20 protein-coding genes, 1 tRNA gene and 4 pseudogenes are annotated in these 22397 nt (G+C 62.0%); 13 read left to right on the forward strand and 12 right to left on the reverse strand.

The genetic code is table 11. The features are described 5' to 3' along the window. From hydA to QNO18_RS13635, 3 genes and pseudogenes are all read right to left on the reverse strand, one after another. Positions 1–1451, reverse strand: a pseudogene (hydA, locus tag QNO18_RS13625) (dihydropyrimidinase). A gap of 13 nt (positions 1452–1464) precedes the next feature. Continuing rightward, positions 1465–1953 carry a hypothetical protein gene (locus QNO18_RS13630; protein ID WP_283178100.1) on the reverse strand — a complete coding sequence of 163 codons (489 nt, stop codon included), beginning with the start codon at positions 1951–1953 and terminating at the stop codon, positions 1465–1467. Between the two features lie 17 nt (positions 1954–1970). After that, positions 1971–3259 (reverse strand): annotated as a pseudogene (locus QNO18_RS13635) (Zn-dependent hydrolase). Between the two features lie 123 nt (positions 3260–3382). Here QNO18_RS13635 and QNO18_RS13640 point away from each other — a divergent pair. Together QNO18_RS13640 and QNO18_RS13645 are read left to right on the forward strand one after the other, a co-directional pair. Then, positions 3383–4027 (forward strand): TetR family transcriptional regulator C-terminal domain-containing protein, encoded by a 645-nt coding sequence (locus QNO18_RS13640; protein ID WP_283178101.1) that lies wholly within the window; start codon positions 3383–3385, stop codon positions 4025–4027. A 94-nt stretch (positions 4028–4121) separates the two neighbouring features. Then, a complete protein-coding gene (locus QNO18_RS13645; protein WP_283178102.1) occupies positions 4122–4427 on the forward strand; it encodes a hypothetical protein in 306 nt (101 codons plus the stop codon). A gap of 215 nt (positions 4428–4642) precedes the next feature. On the opposite strand, the gene preA is transcribed toward QNO18_RS13645, so the two are convergent. The 3 genes from preA to QNO18_RS13660 form a co-directional block, all read right to left on the reverse strand. Next, positions 4643–5944, reverse strand: coding sequence for an NAD-dependent dihydropyrimidine dehydrogenase subunit PreA (gene preA, locus QNO18_RS13650; protein WP_283178103.1), 1302 nt, complete (start codon positions 5942–5944; stop codon positions 4643–4645). A 126-nt stretch (positions 5945–6070) separates the two neighbouring features. Continuing rightward, positions 6071–6607, reverse strand: a complete 537-nt coding sequence (locus QNO18_RS13655; RefSeq protein ID WP_283178104.1) for a DedA family protein — start codon at positions 6605–6607, stop codon at positions 6071–6073. Positions 6608–6748: 141 nt separating this feature from the next. Further along, on the reverse strand, positions 6749–8065 hold the full coding sequence (locus QNO18_RS13660) for an NAD(P)-dependent oxidoreductase (protein ID WP_283178105.1): 1317 nt from the start codon (positions 8063–8065) through the stop codon (positions 6749–6751). 337 nt (positions 8066–8402) lie between these two features. On the opposite strand from QNO18_RS13660, the gene accB reads away from it, so the two are divergent. The 3 genes from accB to aat are packed head-to-tail and all read left to right on the forward strand — an operon-like array spanning position 8403 to position 10934. Continuing rightward, positions 8403–8897, forward strand: a complete 495-nt coding sequence (accB, locus tag QNO18_RS13665; RefSeq protein WP_283178106.1) for an acetyl-CoA carboxylase biotin carboxyl carrier protein — start codon at positions 8403–8405, stop codon at positions 8895–8897. A gap of 9 nt (positions 8898–8906) precedes the next feature. Beyond that, a complete protein-coding gene (gene accC, locus QNO18_RS13670) occupies positions 8907–10262 on the forward strand; it encodes an acetyl-CoA carboxylase biotin carboxylase subunit (RefSeq protein ID WP_283178107.1) in 1356 nt (451 codons plus the stop codon). 24 nt (positions 10263–10286) lie between these two features. Then, a complete protein-coding gene (aat, locus tag QNO18_RS13675) occupies positions 10287–10934 on the forward strand; it encodes a leucyl/phenylalanyl-tRNA--protein transferase (RefSeq protein ID WP_283178108.1) in 648 nt (215 codons plus the stop codon). Here aat and QNO18_RS13680 read toward each other — a convergent pair. The 6 genes from QNO18_RS13680 to QNO18_RS13705 all read right to left on the reverse strand — a co-directional run bounded on the left by QNO18_RS13680 (position 10874) and on the right by QNO18_RS13705 (position 15956). Beyond that, positions 10874–11293, reverse strand: a complete 420-nt coding sequence (locus QNO18_RS13680; protein ID WP_283178109.1) for a DUF2155 domain-containing protein — start codon at positions 11291–11293, stop codon at positions 10874–10876. The genes aat and QNO18_RS13680 overlap by 61 nt on opposite strands. Beyond that, entirely contained in the window at positions 11293–11775 is a 483-nt protein-coding gene (gene mlaD / locus QNO18_RS13685) for an outer membrane lipid asymmetry maintenance protein MlaD (RefSeq protein ID WP_283178110.1), read from the reverse strand. Before mlaD ends, QNO18_RS13680 begins: the two co-directional genes overlap by 1 nt. A 40-nt stretch (positions 11776–11815) precedes the next feature. After that, positions 11816–12193: an NADH:ubiquinone oxidoreductase subunit NDUFA12 gene (locus QNO18_RS13690; protein WP_283178111.1), complete on the reverse strand. Its 378-nt coding sequence runs from the start codon at positions 12191–12193 to the stop codon at positions 11816–11818. Between the two features lie 216 nt (positions 12194–12409). Further along, complete coding sequence (gene clpX / locus QNO18_RS13695; RefSeq protein WP_283178112.1) at positions 12410–13675, reverse strand: ATP-dependent Clp protease ATP-binding subunit ClpX; 1266 nt, start codon at positions 13673–13675, stop codon at positions 12410–12412. A 202-nt stretch (positions 13676–13877) separates the two neighbouring features. Further along, complete coding sequence (locus tag QNO18_RS13700) at positions 13878–14510, reverse strand: ATP-dependent Clp protease proteolytic subunit (protein ID WP_092897993.1); 633 nt, start codon at positions 14508–14510, stop codon at positions 13878–13880. Between the two features lie 123 nt (positions 14511–14633). Beyond that, positions 14634–15956 carry an ATP-binding protein gene (locus QNO18_RS13705; RefSeq protein ID WP_283178113.1) on the reverse strand — a complete coding sequence of 441 codons (1323 nt, stop codon included), beginning with the start codon at positions 15954–15956 and terminating at the stop codon, positions 14634–14636. 15 nt (positions 15957–15971) lie between these two features. Here QNO18_RS13705 and QNO18_RS13710 point away from each other — a divergent pair, with 15 nt between their 5' ends. The 8 genes and pseudogenes from QNO18_RS13710 to metA all read left to right on the forward strand — a co-directional run bounded on the left by QNO18_RS13710 (position 15972) and on the right by metA (position 22390). Further along, positions 15972–16916: an MBL fold metallo-hydrolase gene (locus tag QNO18_RS13710; protein WP_283178114.1), complete on the forward strand. Its 945-nt coding sequence runs from the start codon at positions 15972–15974 to the stop codon at positions 16914–16916. Between the two features lie 80 nt (positions 16917–16996). Further along, positions 16997–17071: transfer RNA gene (locus tag QNO18_RS13715), tRNA-Asn, on the forward strand. 560 nt (positions 17072–17631) lie between these two features. Further along, positions 17632–18177 (forward strand): annotated as a pseudogene (locus QNO18_RS13720) (Stf0 family sulfotransferase); the annotation flags it as partial. A gap of 47 nt (positions 18178–18224) precedes the next feature. Beyond that, a pseudogene (locus tag QNO18_RS13725) lies at positions 18225–18344 on the forward strand (IS3 family transposase); the annotation flags it as partial. A 309-nt stretch (positions 18345–18653) separates the two neighbouring features. Then, entirely contained in the window at positions 18654–19412 is a 759-nt protein-coding gene (locus tag QNO18_RS13730; protein ID WP_283178115.1) for a response regulator, read from the forward strand. Positions 19413–19426: 14 nt separating this feature from the next. After that, positions 19427–19552, forward strand: a complete 126-nt coding sequence (locus tag QNO18_RS13735; protein ID WP_283178116.1) for a hypothetical protein — start codon at positions 19427–19429, stop codon at positions 19550–19552. Positions 19553–20550: 998 nt separating this feature from the next. Beyond that, complete coding sequence (locus QNO18_RS13740; protein ID WP_283178117.1) at positions 20551–21432, forward strand: ATPase; 882 nt, start codon at positions 20551–20553, stop codon at positions 21430–21432. Between the two features lie 40 nt (positions 21433–21472). Then, positions 21473–22390: a homoserine O-succinyltransferase gene (gene metA, locus QNO18_RS13745; RefSeq protein ID WP_283178118.1), complete on the forward strand. Its 918-nt coding sequence runs from the start codon at positions 21473–21475 to the stop codon at positions 22388–22390. Positions 22391–22397 lie beyond the last annotated feature (7 nt).

A 22397-nucleotide genomic window follows, 5' to 3' on the forward strand; every position in this document is an offset into this window, starting at 1 on the left:
TTACACACCCGTGACCGGGATGCTGCCCCGCTGCACCGGGCGCGGCGCGGTAAGATCTTTCCACTGCGTATAGGCACGGCTGACCGACCCGCGCGGATCGCGGGCGACGAATTTGCCATGCCCCTCGGCCGATGTCAGCTGGCCATCCGTCACCGCCACATGCCCGCGCGACAGCACGTAGCGCGGCAGGCCGGTGACCTCCTGCCCCTCGAAGACGTTGTAATCAATGGCGGATTGCTGGTTCGCCGCCGAAATCGTTTTCGTCTTTTCTGGATCCCAGACCACCAGATCGGCATCGGCCCCGACCAGCACTGCGCCCTTCTTCGGGTAGCAGTTCAGGATCTTGGCGATATTCGTGGAGGTCAGCGCGACAAATTCATTCATCGTGATCCGCCCGGTGCGCACCCCATGGGTCCAGAGCATCGAAAGCCGGTCTTCGAGCCCGCCGGTGCCATTGGGGATCTTTGTGAAATCGCCAAGCCCGGTGCGTTTCTGCGCCGTGGTAAATGCGCAGTGATCGGTCGCGACGCAGGACAGAGACCCCGAGGAAAGCCCCGCCCAAAGGCTGTCCTGATGCCGTTTGTTCCGGAACGGCGGCGACATCACGCGCCGCGCGGCATGGTCCCAGTCCTGGTTGAAATACTCGCCCTCATCCAGCGTCAGATGCTGGACCAGTGGCTCGCCCCAGACACGTTGCCCGGCCTGGCGCGCCCGGCGGATCGCCTCATGTGCCTCTTCGCAGGAGACATGCACGATATAGACCGGCACACCCGCCATATCGGCAATGGTGATGGCGCGATTGGTGGCCTCGCCCTCGACCGCGGGGGTCGCGAATAGGCATGGCCCTCCGGCCCGGTGGTGCCGGCGGCCATCAGCTTCGTCTGCAGTTCCGCGACGAGATCGCCGTTTTCAGCATGTACGAACGGGATCGCGCCCAGATCGGCGCAGCGCGAGAATGACGCGAACATCTCGTCGTCATTAACCATCAGCGCGCCCTTATAGGCCATGAAATGCTTGAACGAGTTGATGCCGCGATCCGCAACCTCTTTCATCTCATCAAAGACCTGCTCGCTCCACCAGGTCACCGCCATATGGAACGAATAGTCGCAATGCGCCCGCGCGCCCTTATTGTCCCAGAGCTTCAGCGCATCCATCAGCCCCTGGCCAGGAGCTGGCAGCGCGAAATCGACCACCATCGTGGTGCCGCCCGCCAGCGCCGCACGGGTGCCGGAGTCGAAATCATCCGCCGTATGAGTGCCCATGAACGGCATTTCGAGATGGGTATGCGGGTCAATGCCGCCCGGCATCACATAGCAACCCGAGGCGTCAAGAACCTTGTCGCCTTTCAGCCCATGCCCGATGGCAATGATTTGCCCCGCCTCGATCAGCACATCCGAGACATAGCTCAGATCCGCCGTAACAATGGTGCCGCCTTTGATGACCGTACTCATGATCTTCTCCCTGTTATTGTCCCGCACATACCGGATCAGCCAGCGCGTCGCGCAGCCCCCCGGCAGCGAAATCGAATTCGGTTCCGACCTCTTCGCCCCTGACAGAGAGGATGACGCCGGCGCTGTTTTGCAGCCGCTCCACCGAGTCCGGGCCAAGCGCGGTGAAATAGCTGCCGCCGGCATAGGGCATCTCGTTCAGATCGATACTGTCGCCATCGGCAAGACCAAGGCGCGCGGTGATCGTGCTGCCAAAGGCTGCCTCGCCTGCGGCAGAATAGCGGATGGTGCGATTGCCACCCTCATCGGTCCAGCAGGACAGATAGAGCCCGTTCCCGACCGAATCCCGCAGATAGGCCTCAGAAAATTCGGCCTCGGAGCGCTCGACCACGACCGGGCGCGAGCCGCCACCATCCGCCAGATATTGCAGCTGCCAGCCTTCCGCCGCCGCGGCCGTGCCCATAACAGCCAGCAGCGCCGCAAGGATCACCGGAGAAGAATTCATGTCTCAGCCTTTTCTCTTCACGCCACGACCTGCGCCGTTTCCAGCACGGCATGGAGAAGCACATCCGTTCCCGCCGCCGCCCATTCCGGGCTGATCGCCTCGGCCTCATTATGCGACAACCCGCCCTCACAGGGGCAAAAGATCATCGTGGTCGGCGCCACGCGCGCGATCCAGCAGGCATCGTGGCCCGCACCCGAGACGATGTCGCGATGACTGTAGCCCAGCTTGTCAGCCGCCCGGCGCACCGATCCGACCAGATCCGGGGTAAAGGTCACCGGGTCGAAATGGCCGACCGCCTCGACCGCGCAGCCAACGTCAAGGCCCGCGCAGATCTTTGCGGCACCGTCCTCGATTGCCGCCCGCATCCGGTTCAGCTTTGCCAGATCCACGGTGCGGATATCGACGGTGAACACCACCACGCCCGGCAGCACATTCCTGGAATTCGGAGCGAACCGCACCTGACCGACGCCGCCCACCGCATCAGGCTGGTTCGCCATCGCGACTTCCTGCACCAGCTCAATTATCCGCGCCATGGCGAGGCCCGCATTCTTGCGCATCGCCATTGGGGTCGAGCCGGTATGCGCATCGCGCCCGGTCAGGGTGAATTCAAGCCACCACAGCCCCTGGCCATGCGTCACCACGCCAATATCAACGCTTTCCGCCTCGAGGATCGGCCCCTGCTCGATATGCAGCTCATAATAGGCGTGGATCTTGCGCGCACCGGTCTGCTCCTCCCCAAGCCAGCCGATCCGCCGCAGCTCATCGCCAAAACGCTTGCCGTCAGGGTCCTGGCGTGACCAGGCATGATCCTGGTCGATGACACCTGCGAAAACGCCCGAGGCCACCATGGCAGGCGCAAACCGCGCGCCTTCCTCATTCGACCAGTTCACCACCGTGATCGGATGTTTCGTGCGGATCCCGAGATCATTCATCGTGCGAACGGCCTCAAGCGCGCCCAGTACCCCAGAACCCCGTCATATTTGCCGCCCGTTGGCTGGGTATCGAGATGGCTGCCCATGAAGACCGGCTCGGCCTCCGCCTCCTCGCCGGGGCGGGTAAAGAACATATTCCCCATCTGATCGACGCCCATGGTCATGCCGGCGGCCTCTGCCCAGGCGCGGAACAGATGGCGGCCCTCATTATCCGCATCGGTCAGCGCCTGGCGATTATTGCCCCCAGCGACACCCGGCCCGATCCTGGCCATCTCCATCAGGCTTTCCCACAGCCGTTCGGAATTGATACGGAGGTTTTCACCGGCGCCCGTTCTGGCGCCTGTTCCGGCCCCGATTCTGCTGGTGTTGGCCATCATGTTCCCGTCCTGCTGTGGTGTCAGCCAGAAGCCAGCACAGCCTGACCACATGGTCAAGAATTTTCCCCGGACGCGCGACAGAGGTTTGACCGAATGCCCCGCGCCTGATTTAAAAACTTTATGGAGAACAAGACCGTCCGCGCCCCGCGCCGCAGCCGTATCCAGCAAAAGAACCGCGAGACCATCCTCGCGGCGGCGCTGGAGGTGTTTTCGGCGCAGGGGTTCCGTGGCACGACGCTGGACCAGATCGCGCTTAAGGCCGGGCTCTCGAAACCCAATCTGCTGTATTATTTCGGATCAAAGGAAGAGATCCACCGCGACCTGCTGACCGGGCTGATGACCTCCTGGCTGGAGCCCCTGCGAGCGATGCGCGATGACGGTGACCCGCTTGCCGAGATGCTGGGCTATATGCGCCGCAAGCTGGATCTGTCGCGCGATTTTCCCCGTGAAAGCAGGCTCTTCGCCAATGAGATCCTGCAAGGCGCGCCGCGTATTTCCGAGGCGATTCAGGGGGAATTGCACGATCTGGTACAGGAAAAAGCGCGGCTGCTGGCGCGCTGGATGGATCAGGGGCGGATCCGGCGTTCGGACCCGGTGCATCTGATCATCTCGGTCTGGGCGCTGACCCAGCATTACGCCGATTTCGAAAGCCAGACGCGCGCGGTGCTGGGCGCGGGGCACGATCCCTGGTCCGAGGCTGCTGGCTTTCTTGAAACCCTCTATCTGCGGCTGTTATCGCCGCAGCCGGGCATAGGTATCCCCTGAAAGACCATTAAAAAGCAAGACATTACCTCCTAGGGAGAGGCGCTGATCTGTGTCAGGCTCTTCGGGTGGGGCTTTCTATCGTGGGGTGACGGTTATGGAATTCATTTCCGCCGTCCGGCCTGTCATGCCGACCGTAGAACCGGTTGCGAATGCCCAGGCCGGGACTTCTGCCGGATCTACTCCGGCATCACAAAGCGGCAGCCGAGCTTCGGCCGCCGCCGCAAGCGAGATCGCGCGTCCTGTGGCTCAGGCCTCGGGGGCCAACAGTTCAAGACCGCCTTTGACCGATCAAAGCCTGCTCTCCGAAGCCGCGCGCGACAAGGTCGAGGCCGCGCAGCGGGCCTATATGATGACGCTCCGGGCCGTTGGGGTGAACCCGCTGGCAAACCGCGTGCCCTGAACGACGCGGGCAAACCGTGACCTCCGGCGCGCTCCTATGGCCCAGGGGCCCCAAACGGCCCACGCGCTGCGTCATGTGACTCTGCCGTACGCAGGGTCGCGCGTGATCTTTTGCTGCGAAACACTGGCTGCACGCCAGGCCCGCCGGAACAGGCTTTCCTGACCGGAGAGTGGCGCCGAACCGACATCTGCGGACGGCACCACTGCCCGTTCCGCCTATTCTGCCGCCGGGCGAGAGGACGGGTTGTTCGGATGCGTCGTCCAGTTCGCGTAATCGCCGACCACAAGCCCGGTGCGCGGATCGACGGAACCCTTCGCCATCGGCTCCATCGTGATGCAATTCTCGACCGGGCAGACATTGACGCAAAGATTGCAGGCGACGCATTCATCTTCTTTCACGGTGAAGACACGCCCCGGGCCCATCGCAATCGCCTGATGGCTGGTATCCTCGCAGGCCGCATAGCAGCGGCCACATTTGATGCAATCATCCTGGTTGATATGCGCCTTGGCGACGTAATTCAGGTTCAGATATTGCCAGTCGGTGACATTAGGCACCGCGCGGCCGCGCAGCTCATCCAGCGTCATTCCCTTTTCATCGAGATATTCGCTGAGGCCCGAAATCAGCTCCTGCACCACTTTGAACCCATAGGTCATCGCCACCGTACAGGCCTGCACCGTGCCACAGCCAAGGGCGATGAACTCTGCCGCATCGCGCCAGGTGGTCACGCCACCGATCCCCGAAATCGGCAGGCCCGCAGTTTCCCGAGACCGCGCGATTTCGGCCACCATATTCAGCGCGATCGGCTTGACCGCCGGGCCGCAATAGCCGCCATGCGAGCCCTTGCCGTCGATCATCGGCTCGGGCGAAAACGTGTCGAGATTGACCGAGGTGATCGAATTCACCGTATTGATCAGGCTGACCGCATCGGCGCCACCGCGTTTGGCGGCCTCGGCCGGCAGGCGGATATCGGTGATGTTCGGCGTGAGTTTCACGATACAGGGCATGCGCGAATGCTGTTTCACCCAGCGGGTCACCATCTCGATATAGTCCGGCACCTGGCCGACGGCAGAGCCCATGCCGCGTTCCGCCATGCCATGCGGACAGCCGAAATTCAGCTCGACCCCATCCGCTTCGGTATCCTCGATCTTCTTCAGGATATCTTTCCAGCTTTCCTCATCGCAAGGCACCATCAGCGAGATGATCAGGGCGCGATCCCTCCAGCGGCGGCGCACCGATTTGATTTCATCCAGATTGACCTGCAAAGGCCGGTCGGTGATCAGCTCGATATTGTTGAGCCCCAGCAGACGCCGGTCGGCGCCCCAGACTGCGCCATAGCGCGGGCCATTGACGTTAACCACCGGCGGGCCATCGGCCCCGAGCGTCTTCCACACCACACCGCCCCAGCCCGCCTCGAATGCGCGCTCGACATTATATTCCTTGTCGGTCGGCGGCGCCGAGGCCAGCCAGAACGGGTTGGGCGAGCGGATACCGAGAAAATTCGTCGAAAGATCAGCCATTTGAGCCTCCCTGGAGATGAACGGCTCTGGGCCGCCTCTGGTGTCTGGGAACAGGTTTTGCGCAAGAAAAAGGCGCGGCCGGATGTAAATCCGCCGCGCCGTGAGATGTGGTGCAGGAAGGGGCGTTCAGCCGAAGAGCCAGCCCCAGGCCCAGCTGATGAGCCAGCCGCCGACCTCGCCGAACTTCAGTACGACCCCGGCCCAGGTGATACAGCCGAGGATGTTCCAGAAGGCAAAGCGCGGCAGCGTCATGCCGCTCATCCCTGCCATCAGAAAGACCACCGGGCGCAGCAGGGTGGCGAAGTGACCTGCGAAGATCGTCACCGGCCCCCAGCTGAGAAACGCCGTGTTCGCTTTCGCCTTCCATTCCGGATGGTCGCGCATCGGCCGCATCTGCAAAATAGACGCGCCGTAGCGCCAGCCCAGCCAATAGGAGAAGAACGAGCCGGCCATTGCCCCGATCGAGGCCCCGATCCACAGCGTCGTGAAGTTCAGGATTCCATTGGCCGCAAAGGCACCCACGCCGACCATGATCGCCGTCGAAGGGATCAGGATCGACAGAAATGCGGTGGTTTCGGCGGCCGCGAAGACCAGCATGATCCAGGGGGCAAGCGCATGATGGCGCTCGATAAAGTCGATTATCTGGTCGATCAGATCGGTCATGGTGCCTCGCTGGTTGCGAGACCTTTGGACGAGAAAAACCCTGGGAACAAGACCAAAGCTCCGGCGCGCTGTCGCCGTTACGAAAACTTCGCGTAAGAGGCCCTGACCGCATCGCGATGCCACTTTGCTGTGCAGCCATGGTCACAGCCCCGAGAGCTGGCGATGGATCGAGAGCGCGGCGTCACGGCCTTCGGCGACGGCGGTCACGGTCAGATCCTCGCCTCCGGCGGCGCAATCGCCCCCGGCCCAGACCTGCGCCGGCGCAGTGTCGATCTTGCCGCCCTTGACTGTCACCCCATCGGGCAGACCGGTGAGGCGCTGGCCGATGGCGCGCAGCACCTGATCGGCTTTCAGCGTGAAGGTCTCGGGCAAAAGCCGCAACCCGTCGGGCCCGTCTTCGGTATAGGCGAATTCCACCGCCTCGGCCCGGGTCTCGCCGATCACCCGCAGCGGCGCCGCATTATGGATGATTCGTACGCCTTTGCTGGTGGCGTGATCCTGTTCATGTTCGGATGCCGACATTTTCTCCTGGCTGCGGCGATAGACGATGGTGACGTTTTCCGCCCCCAGAAGCCGCGACTGCACCGCCGCATCCACCGCCGTCATGCCACCGCCAATCACCACCACATCGCGCCCGACCGGCAGCGTCGAGAGATCATTTGCCTGGCGCAGATCTGCGATGAAATCGACCGCATTGCTGACGCCTTCCAGATCCTCGCCCTCGGCGGAAAGGAGATTCACGCCCTGCAAACCGATCCCGAGGAACACTGCATCATAGCTCTGGCGCAGTTCGGCCAGCGTGATGTCACGGCCAAGCTCCACCCCATTGCGCAATTCGATCCCGCCGATCTGCAACAGCCAGTCCACCTCGGCCTGCGCGAAACCGCCGGTCGATTTGTAACTCGCGATGCCATATTCATTCAGGCCGCCCGGCCGGGGGCGGCGCTCAAACACCACGATATCATGGCCCAGCATCGCCAGCCGATGCGCACAGGCGAGCCCTGCCGGCCCTGCCCCCACCACAGCCACCCGCCGCCCCGTGGGCGTCGCGCGCTGGAACGGATGCCCCTTCGGCATCGCAAAATCCGTGGCAAACCGCTGCAAACGGCCGATTTCGACCGGTTTGCCTTCGGCCACCTCGCGCACACAGACCCCTTCGCAAAGGGTCTCGGTCGGGCAGACGCGGGCACAGATGCCGCCAAGGATGTTTTGCGACCAGATGGTCTTTGCCGCAGCTTCCGCTGTGCCGGTTGCGATCTGGCGGATGAAAAGCGGGATATCAATCGAAGTCGGACAGGCCGTCATACAGGGCGCGTCATGGCAGAAATAGCACCGGTCTGCGGCCACCCGCGCCTCATGCACATCAAGCGCCGGCAGGTGATCGAGAAAATTGCGGTCATATTCCTCGGCTGGCAAACGTCCCGATGCGATACCGGGGGTCAGCGGGCTGTTGCTCATCGCACAAGACCTCTCTGTTGGGGGATGGTGGCTGGTTTCGGCTCTTCCTGGGATTCATCTTCCGGGTTCAGCGTCTCACAGGTCACAAATTTTACCAAATGGAAAAATTTTAAACTCTCCCCAGGCTGCGGGCCGCATGCGCGCAGCTGAAAAAAGCGCCAATCAGCGCCTCGGGCCCGGGGTGATGGATCGGCGCTTTTCTCTGGTGAATGGCTGCCCTATAAGCGGAGATCAGCAGAAACGGGGCCTTGTGAGCGCTGACAATCGCGCCCATATCCGCGCCGTTCAATCAGGTGCAACAAAGTCAACAGGCGATGAAACGCCATCAGAGGACGGCATGAGCAAACATTCTTCCGACGCAGACGTCGCATTCATCTCGGCACTCGCCGAGCTTCTGAACAAGAACGAGCTGACGGAGATCGCCGTCAAACGCGAATATGGCGAAGATGACAGCCTTGAGGTCCGGGTCGTCAAACAGGCCAATATCGTGACCACGGCTGTTGCCGCGCCGGCGCCGGTCTATGCCGCTGCCCCCGGGGTCGCCCCTGCAGCCGCACTGGCCGCAGCCCCGGTCGCCTCGGAAGATCCGACCCAGCATCCGGGCGCGGTCACCTCGCCCATGGTCGGCACGGTCTATCTCTCGGCAGAACCTGGTGCTGCGCCCTTCGTCACCGTGGGCGCTCAGGTCAAGGAAGGCCAGACGCTTCTGATCATCGAAGCGATGAAGACGATGAACCATATCCCGGCGCCGAAATCCGGCACGGTGAAGCGCATCGTCGTCGATGACGCGGCGCCGGTCGAATTTGGCGCGCCCCTGATGATCATCGAGTGAGGCCATCGGATGTTTGAAAAACTCCTGATCGCCAACCGGGGCGAGATCGCGCTACGCGTGATCCGGGCCTGCCGGGAAATGGGCATCAAATCGGTCGCGGTTCATTCGACTGCCGACACCGATGCGATGCATGTGCGGCTTGCGGACGAATCCGTCTGTATCGGGCCGGCGGCCTCTTCGGGGTCGTATCTGAACAAGGCGGCGGTGATCTCGGCCTGCGAGATTTCCGGCGCCCAGGCCGTGCATCCGGGCTATGGCTTCCTGTCGGAGAATGCCGATTTCGCCCAGGCGCTGGAAGATCACGGCATCACCTTTATCGGCCCGACCGCCCAGCATATCCGCATCATGGGCGACAAGATCACCGCGAAAGAGACCGCGAAAGAACTGGGGATCCCGGTGGTTCCCGGCTCGGATGGCGGCGTGCCGGATTACGAGACCGCGCAGCGCGTGGCCAAAGAAATCGGCTATCCGGTGATCATCAAGGCCACCGCCGGCGGCGGCGGGCGCGGCATGAAAACCGCGCTGACCGAGGCCGATCTTGAGATTGCCTTCCGGACCGCCAGGTCCGAGTCAAAAGCCGCCTTCGGCAATGACGAAGTCTATATCGAGAAATACCTGCAAAAACCGCGCCATATCGAGATCCAGGTCTTCGGGGATGGCAAAGGCAATGCGGTCCATCTGGGCGAGCGCGACTGCTCGCTGCAGCGCCGCCACCAGAAGGTGTTCGAGGAAGCGCCCGGCCCGGTGATCACGCCGAAACTGCGCGCCGAGATCGGTAAAGTCTGTGCCGATGCGGTCGCGAAGATCAATTACATCGGCGCCGGCACTGTCGAATTCCTCTATGAGGACGGCAAGTTCTATTTCATCGAGATGAACACCCGCCTTCAGGTCGAGCATCCGGTGACCGAATTCATCTATGGCGTCGATCTCGTGCGCGAACAGATCCGCGTCGCGGCAGGCCTGCCGATGTCCTTCGTCCAGGCCGATCTGGAAGTGAACGGCCATGCGATCGAAGTGCGCATCAATGCCGAGAAACTGCCGAACTTCACCCCTTCTCCGGGCCGGGTGAAGACCTTTCACGCGCCGGGCGGGCTTGGGGTGCGGATGGATTCGGCGCTCTATGGCGGCTATTCGATTCCGCCCTATTATGACAGCCTGATCGGCAAGCTGATCGTCCATGGCCGCGACCGGCCCGAGGCCCTGGCCCGTCTGCGCCGCGCGCTTGGCGAGCTGGTCGTCGACGGGATCGAGACCACGGTGCCTTTGTTCGAGGCGCTGCTGAACGAGCCGGATATCCAGAGCGGGGATTACAATATCCACTGGCTGGAGAAATGGCTCGCGGCCCAGCTCGCCCCGCGCGACTGACCGGCCCGATGACTGACCGGCCTGATGTCTGAGATTACGCCGGAGCTCCTGCTGCACGCCTATGCGGCAGGAGTTTTCCCCATGGCGGAATCGCGCGACGATCCCGAGATCCACTGGGTCGATCCGCGCAGGCGCGGAATTCTGCCGCTGGACGGGTTCCATATCTCGCGCAGCCTCGCGAAAACGATCCGCCGCGCGCCCTGGCGTGTCTCGGTCAATGAGGCGTTTCGCGATGTGGTTCTGGCCTGTGCCGACCGCGAAGAGACTTGGATCAACCCCCATATCCTCTCGCTTTATCAATCGCTTCACGAGATGGGCTTCGCCCATAGTCTTGAGGTGCGCGAAGGTGACGCCCTGGTCGGCGGCGTCTACGGCGTCAGCCTCGGCGCGGCGTTTTTCGGTGAAAGCATGTTCTCGCGCCGGACCGATGCGTCAAAACTTGCGCTCGCTTACCTGACGCACCGGCTGCGGGCCGGTGGCTATCTGCTGCTCGATACGCAATTCATCACGCCGCATCTGGCCAGCCTTGGTGGCGTCGAAATCCCGCGCGCCGCCTACCATGACCGCCTGCGCGAGGCCCTGGGCCATACGGCCAGCTTTCTCCCGACGGGTTACTCGGCCTCGCCCTCTTCAGTCTCTTCCGGCGTCTCGATTGTTTCGGGCGGCTTATAGCCCGGCACAATGCAGCGCAGCACCCAGACGTCATAGCGCGGGTGATCCATCGCGGACAAAGCCGGCGCCGAAGCCAGCATCCAGCCCGAAAACACCGGGTCCTGGCGGCTGGAATCAAGAATGGTCAGATGGGCCTCGGCCTCGGCGGCCGGGTTTTCCTGGGGGTAGCGGCACTGGTTCAGCTGGATCGTCAGCCGCCCATTGGTCGCCGCCTGACCGCGCGACAGCTCGAGATCACCGGTGCGCCCGGTCAGCGTATCAAGCCAGCGGATCTCGGCGCCTTCGCCTTCTGCAAATCCCTGCGCGAAAGCAGGGCCACCGGCGCAGACCAGAAGTAAAGCCAGAGCCCGCCGCCGCATCAGCCGCCCCCCGCCGGCGCCGCCGCGCCGCTGTCAGAGGAGCCGCTGCCCACGAATTTCAGCAGGAGCGATATCAGCGAAACCGAGCCCTGGGTATCCTCGATCTCATCGCCCGGGCCCAGCACATCCGCCATACCGCCAGGCTGGATCTCGACATAACTGCCACCCAAAAGCCCGTCCTGCGAGATCAGGATCGCGGAATCAGTCGGCAGATCGATGCCCTGCCGCATCGAGATCGTGGCATCGGCGAAAAAGGTCACCGGATTCAGCTCAAGCTTCGTGATCGTGCCGACCTTCAGCCCCGCCAGCCGGACATCCGAGCCAACCTGGATCCCGTCGACCGCGCGAAAAGAGGCGGTCAGCGGATAGGTCTGGGTGGCGCCAAAGCCACGCCCTGCCCCATTCGCGGCCCAGACGGCAAAACCGATCCCAACGGCGAGCACAGCGGCCCCGGTCAGCACTTCCGCAACAGAATGGCTCATATGCGAGACCTCACCCTGACACCTGGCTTGCGCGTTCCCGTCATTCGGGCGCCCAGGCCTCGTAATCCTTGCGCTCTGCCGGCACACCGCGCCGGATCGAGCCGGGCGGCGCATAGGCCAGATCAGACCCCGAGAGATTCTCGTGATGCGGCTTTTCCCAGGATTTATGCTTCAGCGGCGCCTCGGTCGGCGGCTTTTCCCAGGTGTGATGCAGCCAGCCATGCCAGTCGGGCGAAACGCGGCTCGCCTCCATCTCACCGTTAAAGATCACCCAGCGTTTCTTAGCGTCTTTCGACTGGTAAAAAACATTGCCCTGATCATCTTCACCCACCTTCACCCCGTTTCTCCAGGTGAAGAACCTTGTGTTCAGCGTCTCGCTGTTCCACCAGGTCAGAAGGCTGAGCAGGAACTTTTTCATACCTGTTTCTCCGGGCATATCTTCGTCCCCCCATATGAACCAGCCATCACCAAAGGTCCAGAGCCAGTGCGCCGCCTCCCCCCTCTGCCGCGCCGTTCCGCCTTTCATCTGTCTGAAAATATCCCCGCCGGAGGCATCCGCAGTTGCGACAGCCGCAACAACAGAAAAAGGGCGCGCCGTCCCCGGCACGCCCCTTCAATCTCACCGACCAGTGCCTCAGGCGCTGGCGGCCTGCTTTTTCTTGTTCGGCGTTTCGGTATGGACCAGCAAAGGCACCGCCTTGCCGCCGACCACTTCCTCATTCACCACAACCTCCTGCACGCCTTCCATGCCAGGAAGCTCGAACATGGTATCAAGCAGGATATCCTCCATGATCGAGCGCAGGCCACGGGCACCGGTTTTGCGCTTGATGGCGCGCTGTGCAATCGCCGACAGCGCCTCGGTGGTGAAGGTCAGCTTCACATTCTCGATCTCGAAAAGTCGCTGATACTGTTTCACCAGCGCGTTTTTCGGCTCGGTCAGAATGGTGACCAGCGCCGCCTCGTCGAGGTCTTCCAGCGTTGCCAGAACCGGCAGGCGACCGACGAATTCCGGGATCAGACCAAATTTCAGCAGATCTTCCGGCTCCAGCTCTTTGAAAAGCTCGCCGACGCCGCGCTCATCCGGGCCTTTGACCTTGGCGCCGAATCCTATCCCCGACCCTTTGCCGCGCTGCGCGATGATCCGGTCGAGACCGGCAAAAGCGCCGCCGCAGATGAAGAGGATATTGGTTGTGTCGACCTGGAGGAATTCCTGCTGCGGATGCTTGCGTCCGCCCTGCGGCGGCACCGAGGCAACCGTGCCCTCCATGATCTTCAGAAGCGCCTGCTGCACCCCCTCGCCCGAGACGTCGCGGGTGATCGAGGGATTGTCGGACTTGCGGGTGATCTTGTCGACCTCGTCGATATAGACGATGCCGCGCTGAGCACGCTCGACATTATATTCCGAAGCCTGCAGCAGTTTCAGGATGATATTCTCGACATCCTCGCCGACATAGCCGGCTTCGGTCAGCGTCGTCGCATCCGCCATCGTAAACGGCACGTCAAGAATGCGCGCCAGCGTCTGCGCCAGCAGCGTTTTCCCGGTCCCGGTCGGGCCGATCAGCAGGATATTCGATTTCGACAGCTCGATATCCGTTTTCGACGAATGGTTCAGGCGCTTGTAATGATTGTGAACCGCGACCGAGAGAACCCGCTTGGCATGGGCCTGGCCGACCACGTAATCGTCGAGAACCTTGCAGATCTCGCGCGGTGTCGGCACGCCCTCGCCGGTTTTCAGCCCCGAAGTCTTGGTCTCTTCGCGGATGATATCCATGCAAAGCTCGACGCATTCATCACAGATGAACACGGTCGGTCCGGCGATCAGCTTGCGGACCTCATGCTGGCTTTTGCCGCAGAACGAGCAATAAAGCGTGTTCTTGCTGTCGCCCGAATTGGTGGCCATGCGTAACCCTTTGCAGTCGCCGCGCGGATAACGCGGCCATTTCAGTGCAGAAGTCTAGGACAGGTCCGAAACCTCCACAACGCCAAATCGCCCAAGGATGGCCCGCTCCCGGGCCAATCTTCACATCGCTGTCATTCTGCGGTCACGGCAGGCGATAAACCTGCCGCGCCGCTGCCAGAAATGATTCTTCCGTGGCCGGTTCTCACTTGGCGAGATCGTCGGCCTTGCCGCGCTCGGCCACGATCTCGTCGATCAGCCCCCAGGCTTTTGCCTCTTCGGCGGTCATGAAATTGTCGCGCTCCAGCGCGTCTTCGACCGTTTTCAGATCATTGCCGGTATGTTTGACATAGATCTCGTTCAGGCGCCGCTTCAGCCGTTCGGTGTTGCGGGCGTGAATCAGGATGTCGGTCGCCTGGCCCTGGTAGCCGCCCGAGGGCTGGTGCACCATCACCGAGGAATTCGGCAGGCTGAACCGCATGCCCTTTTCGCCGGCCTGCAAAAGCAGCGAGCCCATCGAGGCCGCCTGGCCGATCACCAGCGTCGAAACCTTCGGGCGGATATATTGCATCGTGTCATAGATCGAGAGACCCGAGGTCACCACGCCGCCGGGGCTGTTGATATACATCGAGATTTCCTTGGTCGGGTTTTCCGCCTCAAGGAACAGAAGCTGCGCACAGATCAGCGACGACATGCCGTCATGCACCGGGCCGGAGAGGAAGATGATCCGCTCCTTCAGCATGCGCGAATAGATGTCATAGGCGCGCTCGCCCCGGCTGGTCTGTTCGACAACCATGGGGACCAGCGTGTTCATATAGTGCTCAACGGGATCGCGCATCGGGGCCTGCCTCTTCAGTTCAAAATCTGTGTTACTGCCGTAAAGTTTCCGGAATCTTAGTCATGCGGCAGAGGGGCTGCAAGGGAGGGCTCCCACCTTTCCCCGCCGCATCGCGGCTCGCGACTAGCGGCGCAGCCGCATCTCGGCCCTGAGCCCGCCCAGATCCCTGCCTGTCCCAAGCCAGAGCGCACCGCCATGGCTCGCCGCAATATCCGCGGTGATCGAAAGGCCAAGCCCGACGCCGCCGCCCTGGTTGGGGTCACGCGCGCTGCCGAGCCGGGTGAAGGGCTGCACCGCTTTTTCCCGCTCGGCCTCGGGAATGCCGGGGCCATTGTCTTCCACCGTGAAGACAAGGGTATGAGGCGAAAAGCTCAGGCTGACCTGCGCCTTGCTGCCATGGCGCAGCGCATTGCCCAGCAGGTTCTCAAGCGCACGGTGTACCCCCTGTGCCCGCAGCTTCGCGCGCCGCGGCACACCGGTCACAACAAGATCCGCCACGGTGCCTCCGCCGCGCCGGGCGGCCTGGATCACCTCGGTTGCGATGGCGGCGGGGTCGCACTCCTCCTCCCCTTCGGTCGCGTCGCCGCGCACGAAGGCGAGGAACTCATCCACGAGGCGCTCCATCTGGATCACATCGGCCTGGAGATCGCGGCTGTCCTCATCTTCCGGCATCAGCGACAGCGCCAGCCGCATCCGGGTCAGCGGCGTTCTGAGATCATGGCTGACGCCCGAGAGCATCAGCATCCGCTGTTCAATCTGGCGCTCGATCCGGTCGCGCATCTCGACGAAAGCGCGCCCAGCTGCCCGCACTTCCAGCGCGCCGCGCGGCCGGTAAGCGATGCGCTCGCCGCGCCCGAAGGCCTCTGCCGCCTCGGCCAGTTTCGCGATCGGGCGCAGCTGCCGGCGCAGGAAAAAGAACGAAATCACCGTCATCAGCACCGAGGTGAGGACCATCAGCACCAAAAGCTGATGCGGATTGGTCGCAGACATCCGCCGGCGCGCGATATCGGCCTGGATATCGCCGAAAGGCGTTGCGATTCTGGTGCGCACGATCCGGTCATCGCCCGAGACATCGGCCGCGCGCATCTCGGGGATCTCGGCATGGAGGGTCTCGACAATTGCCTGGCCGGAAAAATCGAGGATCGCGACCGAGTCGTCGATCGGCGCAAACGGGCCTGGCGGGAAGGTCACCGTGATCTGCAGCGGTCCGCCGACCGCATCGGCCCGCGCCCGCGCCTCTTCCGCGCTGCTTCCGGCGGCGAAGTCCTGCAGGAGATAGGCGAGATCAATCGCCACGCCTCCCGTCATCTGGCGCGTCACCCCCTCATAATGGCGCTGGATGAAAGCCATGGACACCACCAGCTGAATGATGACGATGGGCAGCACCAGGATCAGGGCGGCCCTGCCATAGATCCCGCGCGGAAGCAGATGTTTCAATGTGATCATGCGAAGAGGCTAAAGATGTCGCCCGAAGAAGAAAAGCCACCCGTGCCGGCCGCGCCTGTCGGCGCGGCAGCTGGCGAGACAATCGGCGAGACAGCGCTTGCCGGACTGCCGCTGCGCCGGGTGCTTGCGGATAATCCCGGACCGCTGACCGGGCCGGGCACCACGACCTGGCTTGTCGGTCACGGTGTGGTCACGGTGATCGACCCCGGCCCGGCCTTGCCCGCGCATCTGGAGGCGATAGTTGCTGCCCTGGATCCCGACGAGAGAATCGCCGCCATCCTCGTGACGCACCCGCATCTCGATCATTCGGCGCTTGTGCCGGATCTCGCCCGCGCGACCGGCGCCCCGGTTTACGGCTTTGGCCCTGCCGGATCGGGCCGTTCTCCGGCGATGCAGGCGCTTGAGGCAGCCGGCCTGAGCGGTGGCGAGGGGATCGACCGCAGCTTCGCACCGGATATCCGCCTCGCGGATGGCGCAGAGTTTCAGATCGGATCCGAGACCTTTCGCGCCCTCCACACCCCCGGCCACAGCGCCGAGCATCTGAGCTTCGCCTGGCGCGGCGCGCTGTTTTGCGGTGATCACGTCATGGCCTGGGCCCCGAGCCTCGTCTCTCTGCCCGATGGCGATATGGGCGCCTATATGACGTCACTGCAGCGCCTCGGCGCTGAAAGCTGGACCTGCCTCCTGCCCTGTCACGGCGAGGTGATTGACGATCCCGCCGCAAGAATCGCCGCGCTGATCGACCACCGCCTGAAGCGCGAGGCGAAACTCCTTGCCGCCCTCACCTCGCACCCTATGAGCCCGGACGACCTCCTGCCCATCGTCTACGCCGATACGCCCAAGACCCTCTGGCCCGCGGCAAGACGCAGCCTTCTGGCCCATATCGCCGATCTGACCAGCCGCGAGCAGGTCACAACCACCGCCTGGCCCGGCTCCTCACCGCTGGTAACCGCCCGATGACGCAAAAGAGTTTTTTCGCGTGTTTTTCTGGTTTTGCCTCTTGCCGCCCCAGAATCCTCTGGCTATACGTCGCCCCATGTTCCGGCGTAGCTCAGCGGTAGAGCAGTTGACTGTTAATCAATTGGTCGTAGGTTCGATCCCTACCGCCGGAGCCAAAAATCCCTAGTGGATACAGCTACTTAGAAAAGGCCCGCTTTCGAGCGGGTCCTTCTCGTTTTGCGCAGGGTAACATCTGGGGTAACAGTCTCGCCCCCCCTTGGATGCCTTCACGCCAGGCAGATCCCCTGCCCCAGTGAATGACGAATCGAGAATCAAGCACAACCCTTCGGGGTTCGGCTTGGCATGCCCATCATGGACGCTCCTGGGATTTCAGGATCGCTGAGATGCCCTGAAATCTTAGGCCATCCGCTCGTCCACGCTGGACAGAGGTCGCTCCCCAAAACGGGGGAACAAAGCCAGATTCCTTGCTTAGGCCAAACCCCGAAATCGGGATGTGAGGTCGGGACGCCATTCGTACCAGCCTGCCAGACCGGTGATCCCTGGTCTGACTTGCGGTCACCAGAACCGGGGAGCGTGGAGGCCTCCGAGCAAAGTGGGTTTTCCCCACTTCCGGGGATAACTCTCCCCGATGGTGGAAGTTGCTTTGAGCCCATTGCTGCCTGTCGGGCATCACACCTAAGATCGCGATAGATCAGTGCGGGACGAGAAAACACATATGTTTTACGACAGCTATATCATTTGCAGCACACCGCGGACCGGCAGCACACTGCTGTGCGATCTGCTCTCCTCGACAGGCACCGCCGGGGAGCCTGACTCCTTTTTCATGCAGGATGTCGACCCGGTCTGGGCAAAGCGGTGGGCTCTGCCCCGAAGTGAGGGGAAAGGCACGGTGCATCATTCCTCTGCTTATCTGAAGGCTGCTATTGCGGCAGGTCGGGGACAGTCGCAGATATTTGGATTGCGACTGATGAGAAAGAACCTCCCTGATCTCATGACCATGATAGATCAGGTCTACCCCGGCAGACCCACCGACAAAGAGCGTTTGCAGGCAGCATTTGGCAGGGTGCTCTGTATTCATCTTTCGCGAGAGGACAAGCTTTCTCAAGCAATATCAATGGTGAAAGCCGAACAGACCGGTCTGTGGCATATCGCTCCCGATGGTTCGGAATTGGAGCGGCTGGCCGCGCCGAGGGCACCGAAATATGATTTCGCGCGGATAAGGACAAAACTTGATGAGCTGGAAGGGTATGACGCTAGGTGGGTGACTTGGTTCTCGGAGCAGGGGATTGAACCGCGCAGGCTCAGCTACGAAACGTGTTCGATTACATCGAGATGTTCTACAATCCAAAGCGCAAACATGCGAGGAACGGGATGCTGTCGCCCGCCGAGTTCGAACGGCAGCAGAAGATGAGACGCGAAGGCGTCTAAGAAACTCGGGGACATTCACTTGGGTTCACAACGCCTGCTTCATCCGCACAGCCGGCCTCGCTGTCCCGGGCCAGCGCTTCTCGACGGTCGCGCGCAGGGACCAATGCACGGTGCCCATATGGATCTATCCTGCTCAGGCCCTGGTCAGGACGAGCTGGCCTGTTTGGATTGATTTGCGCGAAACTTTAGATCATTGTTTTCAGTAATGAATCCCTTTGCCAGGGTTGACGGCGGTGCTCTGGGGCATAAGAATCCGCATATGTGCGGGGCCAGATTCTATTTCACTCTCGCAGCCGCCGCGAGGATGTCATGACGAAACCATCTGATCCCGCTCCTCCAGGCCGCACGGACCGGCGCGGCTCTGGCATGGGCAGCTCAAAGCCCTACCGCGGACCAGAACGCCGTAAGGGCGAGCGGCGCGGCGCGGACCGGCGCGGCACGTCGCTGACGGTGTTTCTGGTCGACAATGATGAGGCGTTCCGTGTTTCGCTGGCGAGTGCGCTGCAAATGCTGGATTACAAAGTTGAATCCTATGCTTCAGCGATGGATTTTCTGTTTGCCTATGATGGCCTGGAGCCGGGTTGCCTGATCCTCGATTACAGGCTTCCCGGAATGAACGGGCTGGAATTGCAGGCCCATCTTAACTCGGCGGGGAACACGCTGCCGATCATTTTCGTCACCGGCCATGGGGGCGTGCCGGAATCTGTGCAGGCCATCAAGGCCGGGGCTCTCGATTTTCTGGAAAAGCCCTTCAGCCAGTCGGTTCTGATCGAACGGGTCGAAACTGCTCTGGCGATGGCTTCCGAACGGATTGCCTCAAAGGCAGGCACCGCGCGCCTCGACGCAAAATTCAAGCGCCTGACCATGCGCGAGATGGAAGTCGTCAGCCACATGGCCGCGAACCCGTCACAAACCTCCAGCAAAGAGGTCGGGGCGCGACTGGGGATCAGTCCCCGCACCGCCGATCACCACCGTGCCCGCATTCTGGAGAAGTTGCAGGTGCGCACGGTCGCCGAACTGGTGACGCTGGCACAACGTTATCTGTCGAAAACCTCAAGATCCAAATGAGACGGGCAATCGGATTGAACGCCGCTCTGGGCGATGATGCCCTGGCACCGGAGATCCTCACCTCGGCCCGCATGGCCTGCGGCGGGCAACCGGACGATCCCGAAGCGCTGCGCGCTACACTTTGGGCAGCGGGGCAGTGAGTAGTGATCGCCGCCTTGTCCTGTGTATGATGTGGTCGCCGCAAACCCGACACTGACCTGAGCTCAGTCTTTGCTCTCTGCTGACATGCCTCACGAGGGAGATCGACGATGTCGAAACGAAAGCAGCACACCCCCATCGGTTCAGGGCGAAGGAGACCCTTGAGGCGCTGACAGGCGAGGAGACCAGGCCGGAACTGGCGAGCCTGTTCGGTGTGCATCCGACGATGATCAATCAACGGAAACCTGCGCTGCCAGATGGCGCGTGCGCTGTCTTTGAACGCGGTGGCCGCAAGGCGCCGGTCATCGATGACGATGATGTCCTGGATCTGCATGCCAGGAACGGAGAGCAGGCGGTGGCCGACTCTTTCTTGGGAAGACAGCCGAGGTTTTGGGCCATCAAGTGAGGCGCGGCATGGTCGGACGCGACCAACCGCGCCTGTTGATTGGCCGGCAGCGCGCTCTGCTGTCGAACCCTCCGTCGTCGTTTTGCCGCACACTGCCGGGTGATACGGACCAGAATCTCGCGCTGATGCCGCTGATCGTCGAGGAGGCCCCCGACACGCCTTTCTTTGGCCTCCGTCAGATGACCTCGCACCTGCGTAACGAGGGCCACAAGGTGAACGAAAAGCACATGCGCCGGCGTAAGCGCCTGATCGGCCTGATGCCGATCTGTCAAAAGCCCGACACCAGTCGTCCAGCAAAAGGGCAAAAGATCTGTCCCCGCCTTCTGCGCGGGTCGCGGAAGGAAGGGCAAGCCAGGACTGCGGCATGGACATCCCCTGCCTGTCCCATAAGGCCCGGGTGGCGGCCTGCCATCAGCACGCGCCGCCCCAGGAAGCACGCGGCAGCAGCCTTTGCGCTGGCCTCGATGGCCAGCGCAAAGGCGGGCCCCTCTGAACGGCCCCTCGCCCGAGCGCCTCACGCCGGCCCGCCCTTTGCCATTGCGTGCCCCGCCGCACGGGATTATCTCAGACCGGATCCGAACAAAGAGGTCCGACATGCTTTACCCATCCGGCGCGGCTTATCTCAAAGCCCCGAACAAGCAGGTTCTCCTGTTCGGCATGTCGGGTCTGGGCAAGACGCATCTGTCGAACATGCTGCGCGCGGCCCCGGCGGATCAGGGCGGCTGGTTCCATTACTCGGTCGATTACCGCATCGGCACCCGCTATATGGGCGAATATATTGCTGATAATTTCAAACGCGAAGCAATGAAGGTGCCGCTCCTGCGGGAACTTCTGATGTCGGATTCCGTCTTCATCGCCTCGAACATCACCTTCAACAACCTGGCGCCGCTTTCGACCTATCTCGGCAAGCCCGGGGATGCGGCAAAAGGCGGCCTGCCCTTTGCCGAATATATGCTGCGCCAGGATCAGCATCGCGGCGCCGAAATCGCCGCAACGCTGGACACCAGACCCTTCATCGCCCGCGCCAATGACCTCTATGGCTACCGGAATTTCATCTGCGACACCTCAGGCTCGATCTGCGAAGTGGTAAACCCCTGGGATGAAACAGACCCGGTGATGACACAGCTCAGCCAGACGCTCCTGATGGTCTGGATCAGAGGCTCTGATGCCCATACCGAGGAACTCGTCCGCCGCTTTGACCGCGCCCCAAAGCCGATGTATTATCAGCCCGATTTCCTCACCCGCATGTGGGAAGACTACCGCGCCGAGTACAAAGTCAGCGAAGACAGCTGCGATCCTGACCATTTCGTGCGCTGGACCTATGCGAAGGCCCTCGCCCATCGCCAGCCGCGCTATGCCGCCATGGCCGAATGGGGTGTCACCGTCACCGCTGAAGAGGTCGCTGAAGTCAGCGGCCCGGAAGAGTTTGACGCGATGATCGCCCGCGCGATCGATCGCAAGGCAAGCGAAGCCTGACCAATCCCTCTCCCGACTGGCATCACAACAAGGACAGACCATGCCGATCACCCTGCCCGAGACCCTGCCCGCTTATGCCGTCCTGCAAGACGAAGGCGTCATGGTCATGTCGCCCGAACGGGCGGCGCGGCAGGATATCCGGCCGCTGAAAATCGGCCTCCTTAATCTGATGCCGAAAAAGATCCAGACCGAGAACCAGTTCGCCCGGCTGATCGGCGCCACTCCCCTGCAGATCGACCTTTCGCTGATCCGGATGACCGAGCATCAGACGAAAAACACCGCCGCCGAACATATGGAAACCTTCTACCGCCCCTTCGAGGCGGTCAGAGAGGAGAAATTCGACGGGCTGATCATCACCGGCGCCCCGATCGAACATCTCGATTTCGATCAGGTCACCTATTGGGACGAGCTGCGCGAGGTCTTCGACTGGTCCCGGACCCATGTCCATTCCACCTTCGGCGTCTGCTGGGGCGGCATGGCGATGATCAACCATTTCCACGGCGTGCCGAAACATATGCTGGAAAGAAAGGCCTTCGGCTGTTTCCTGCATGAAAACGTCGCCCCCGCCTCGCCCTATCTGCGCGGGTTTTCGGATGATTGTTTCGTGCCGGTCTCGCGCTGGACGGAAATGAAACGCGACGAGATCGAGGGCGTCGACGGGATGAAGATCCTGCTCGACAGCGATCAGACCGGCCCCTGCCTCGTCGAGGATTCCGGGCTTAACGCTCTCTATATCTTCAACCATTTCGAATATGAGAATGACACGCTGAAGCAGGAATATGATCGCGACATCGCCAATGGCACCGCGATCAATATCCCGTCGCATTACTATCCCGGCAATGATCCGACAAAGCAGCCACGCAACCGCTGGCGCAGCCATGCGCATCTGCTCTACGGTAACTGGATCAACGAGATCTATCAGCACACGCCCTTCGACTTGCGCGATATCGGCAGCTGAGCGAGGA

This window comes from Gemmobacter sp. 24YEA27 (assembly GCF_030052995.1).
Lineage (GTDB): Bacteria > Pseudomonadota > Alphaproteobacteria > Rhodobacterales > Rhodobacteraceae > Pseudogemmobacter.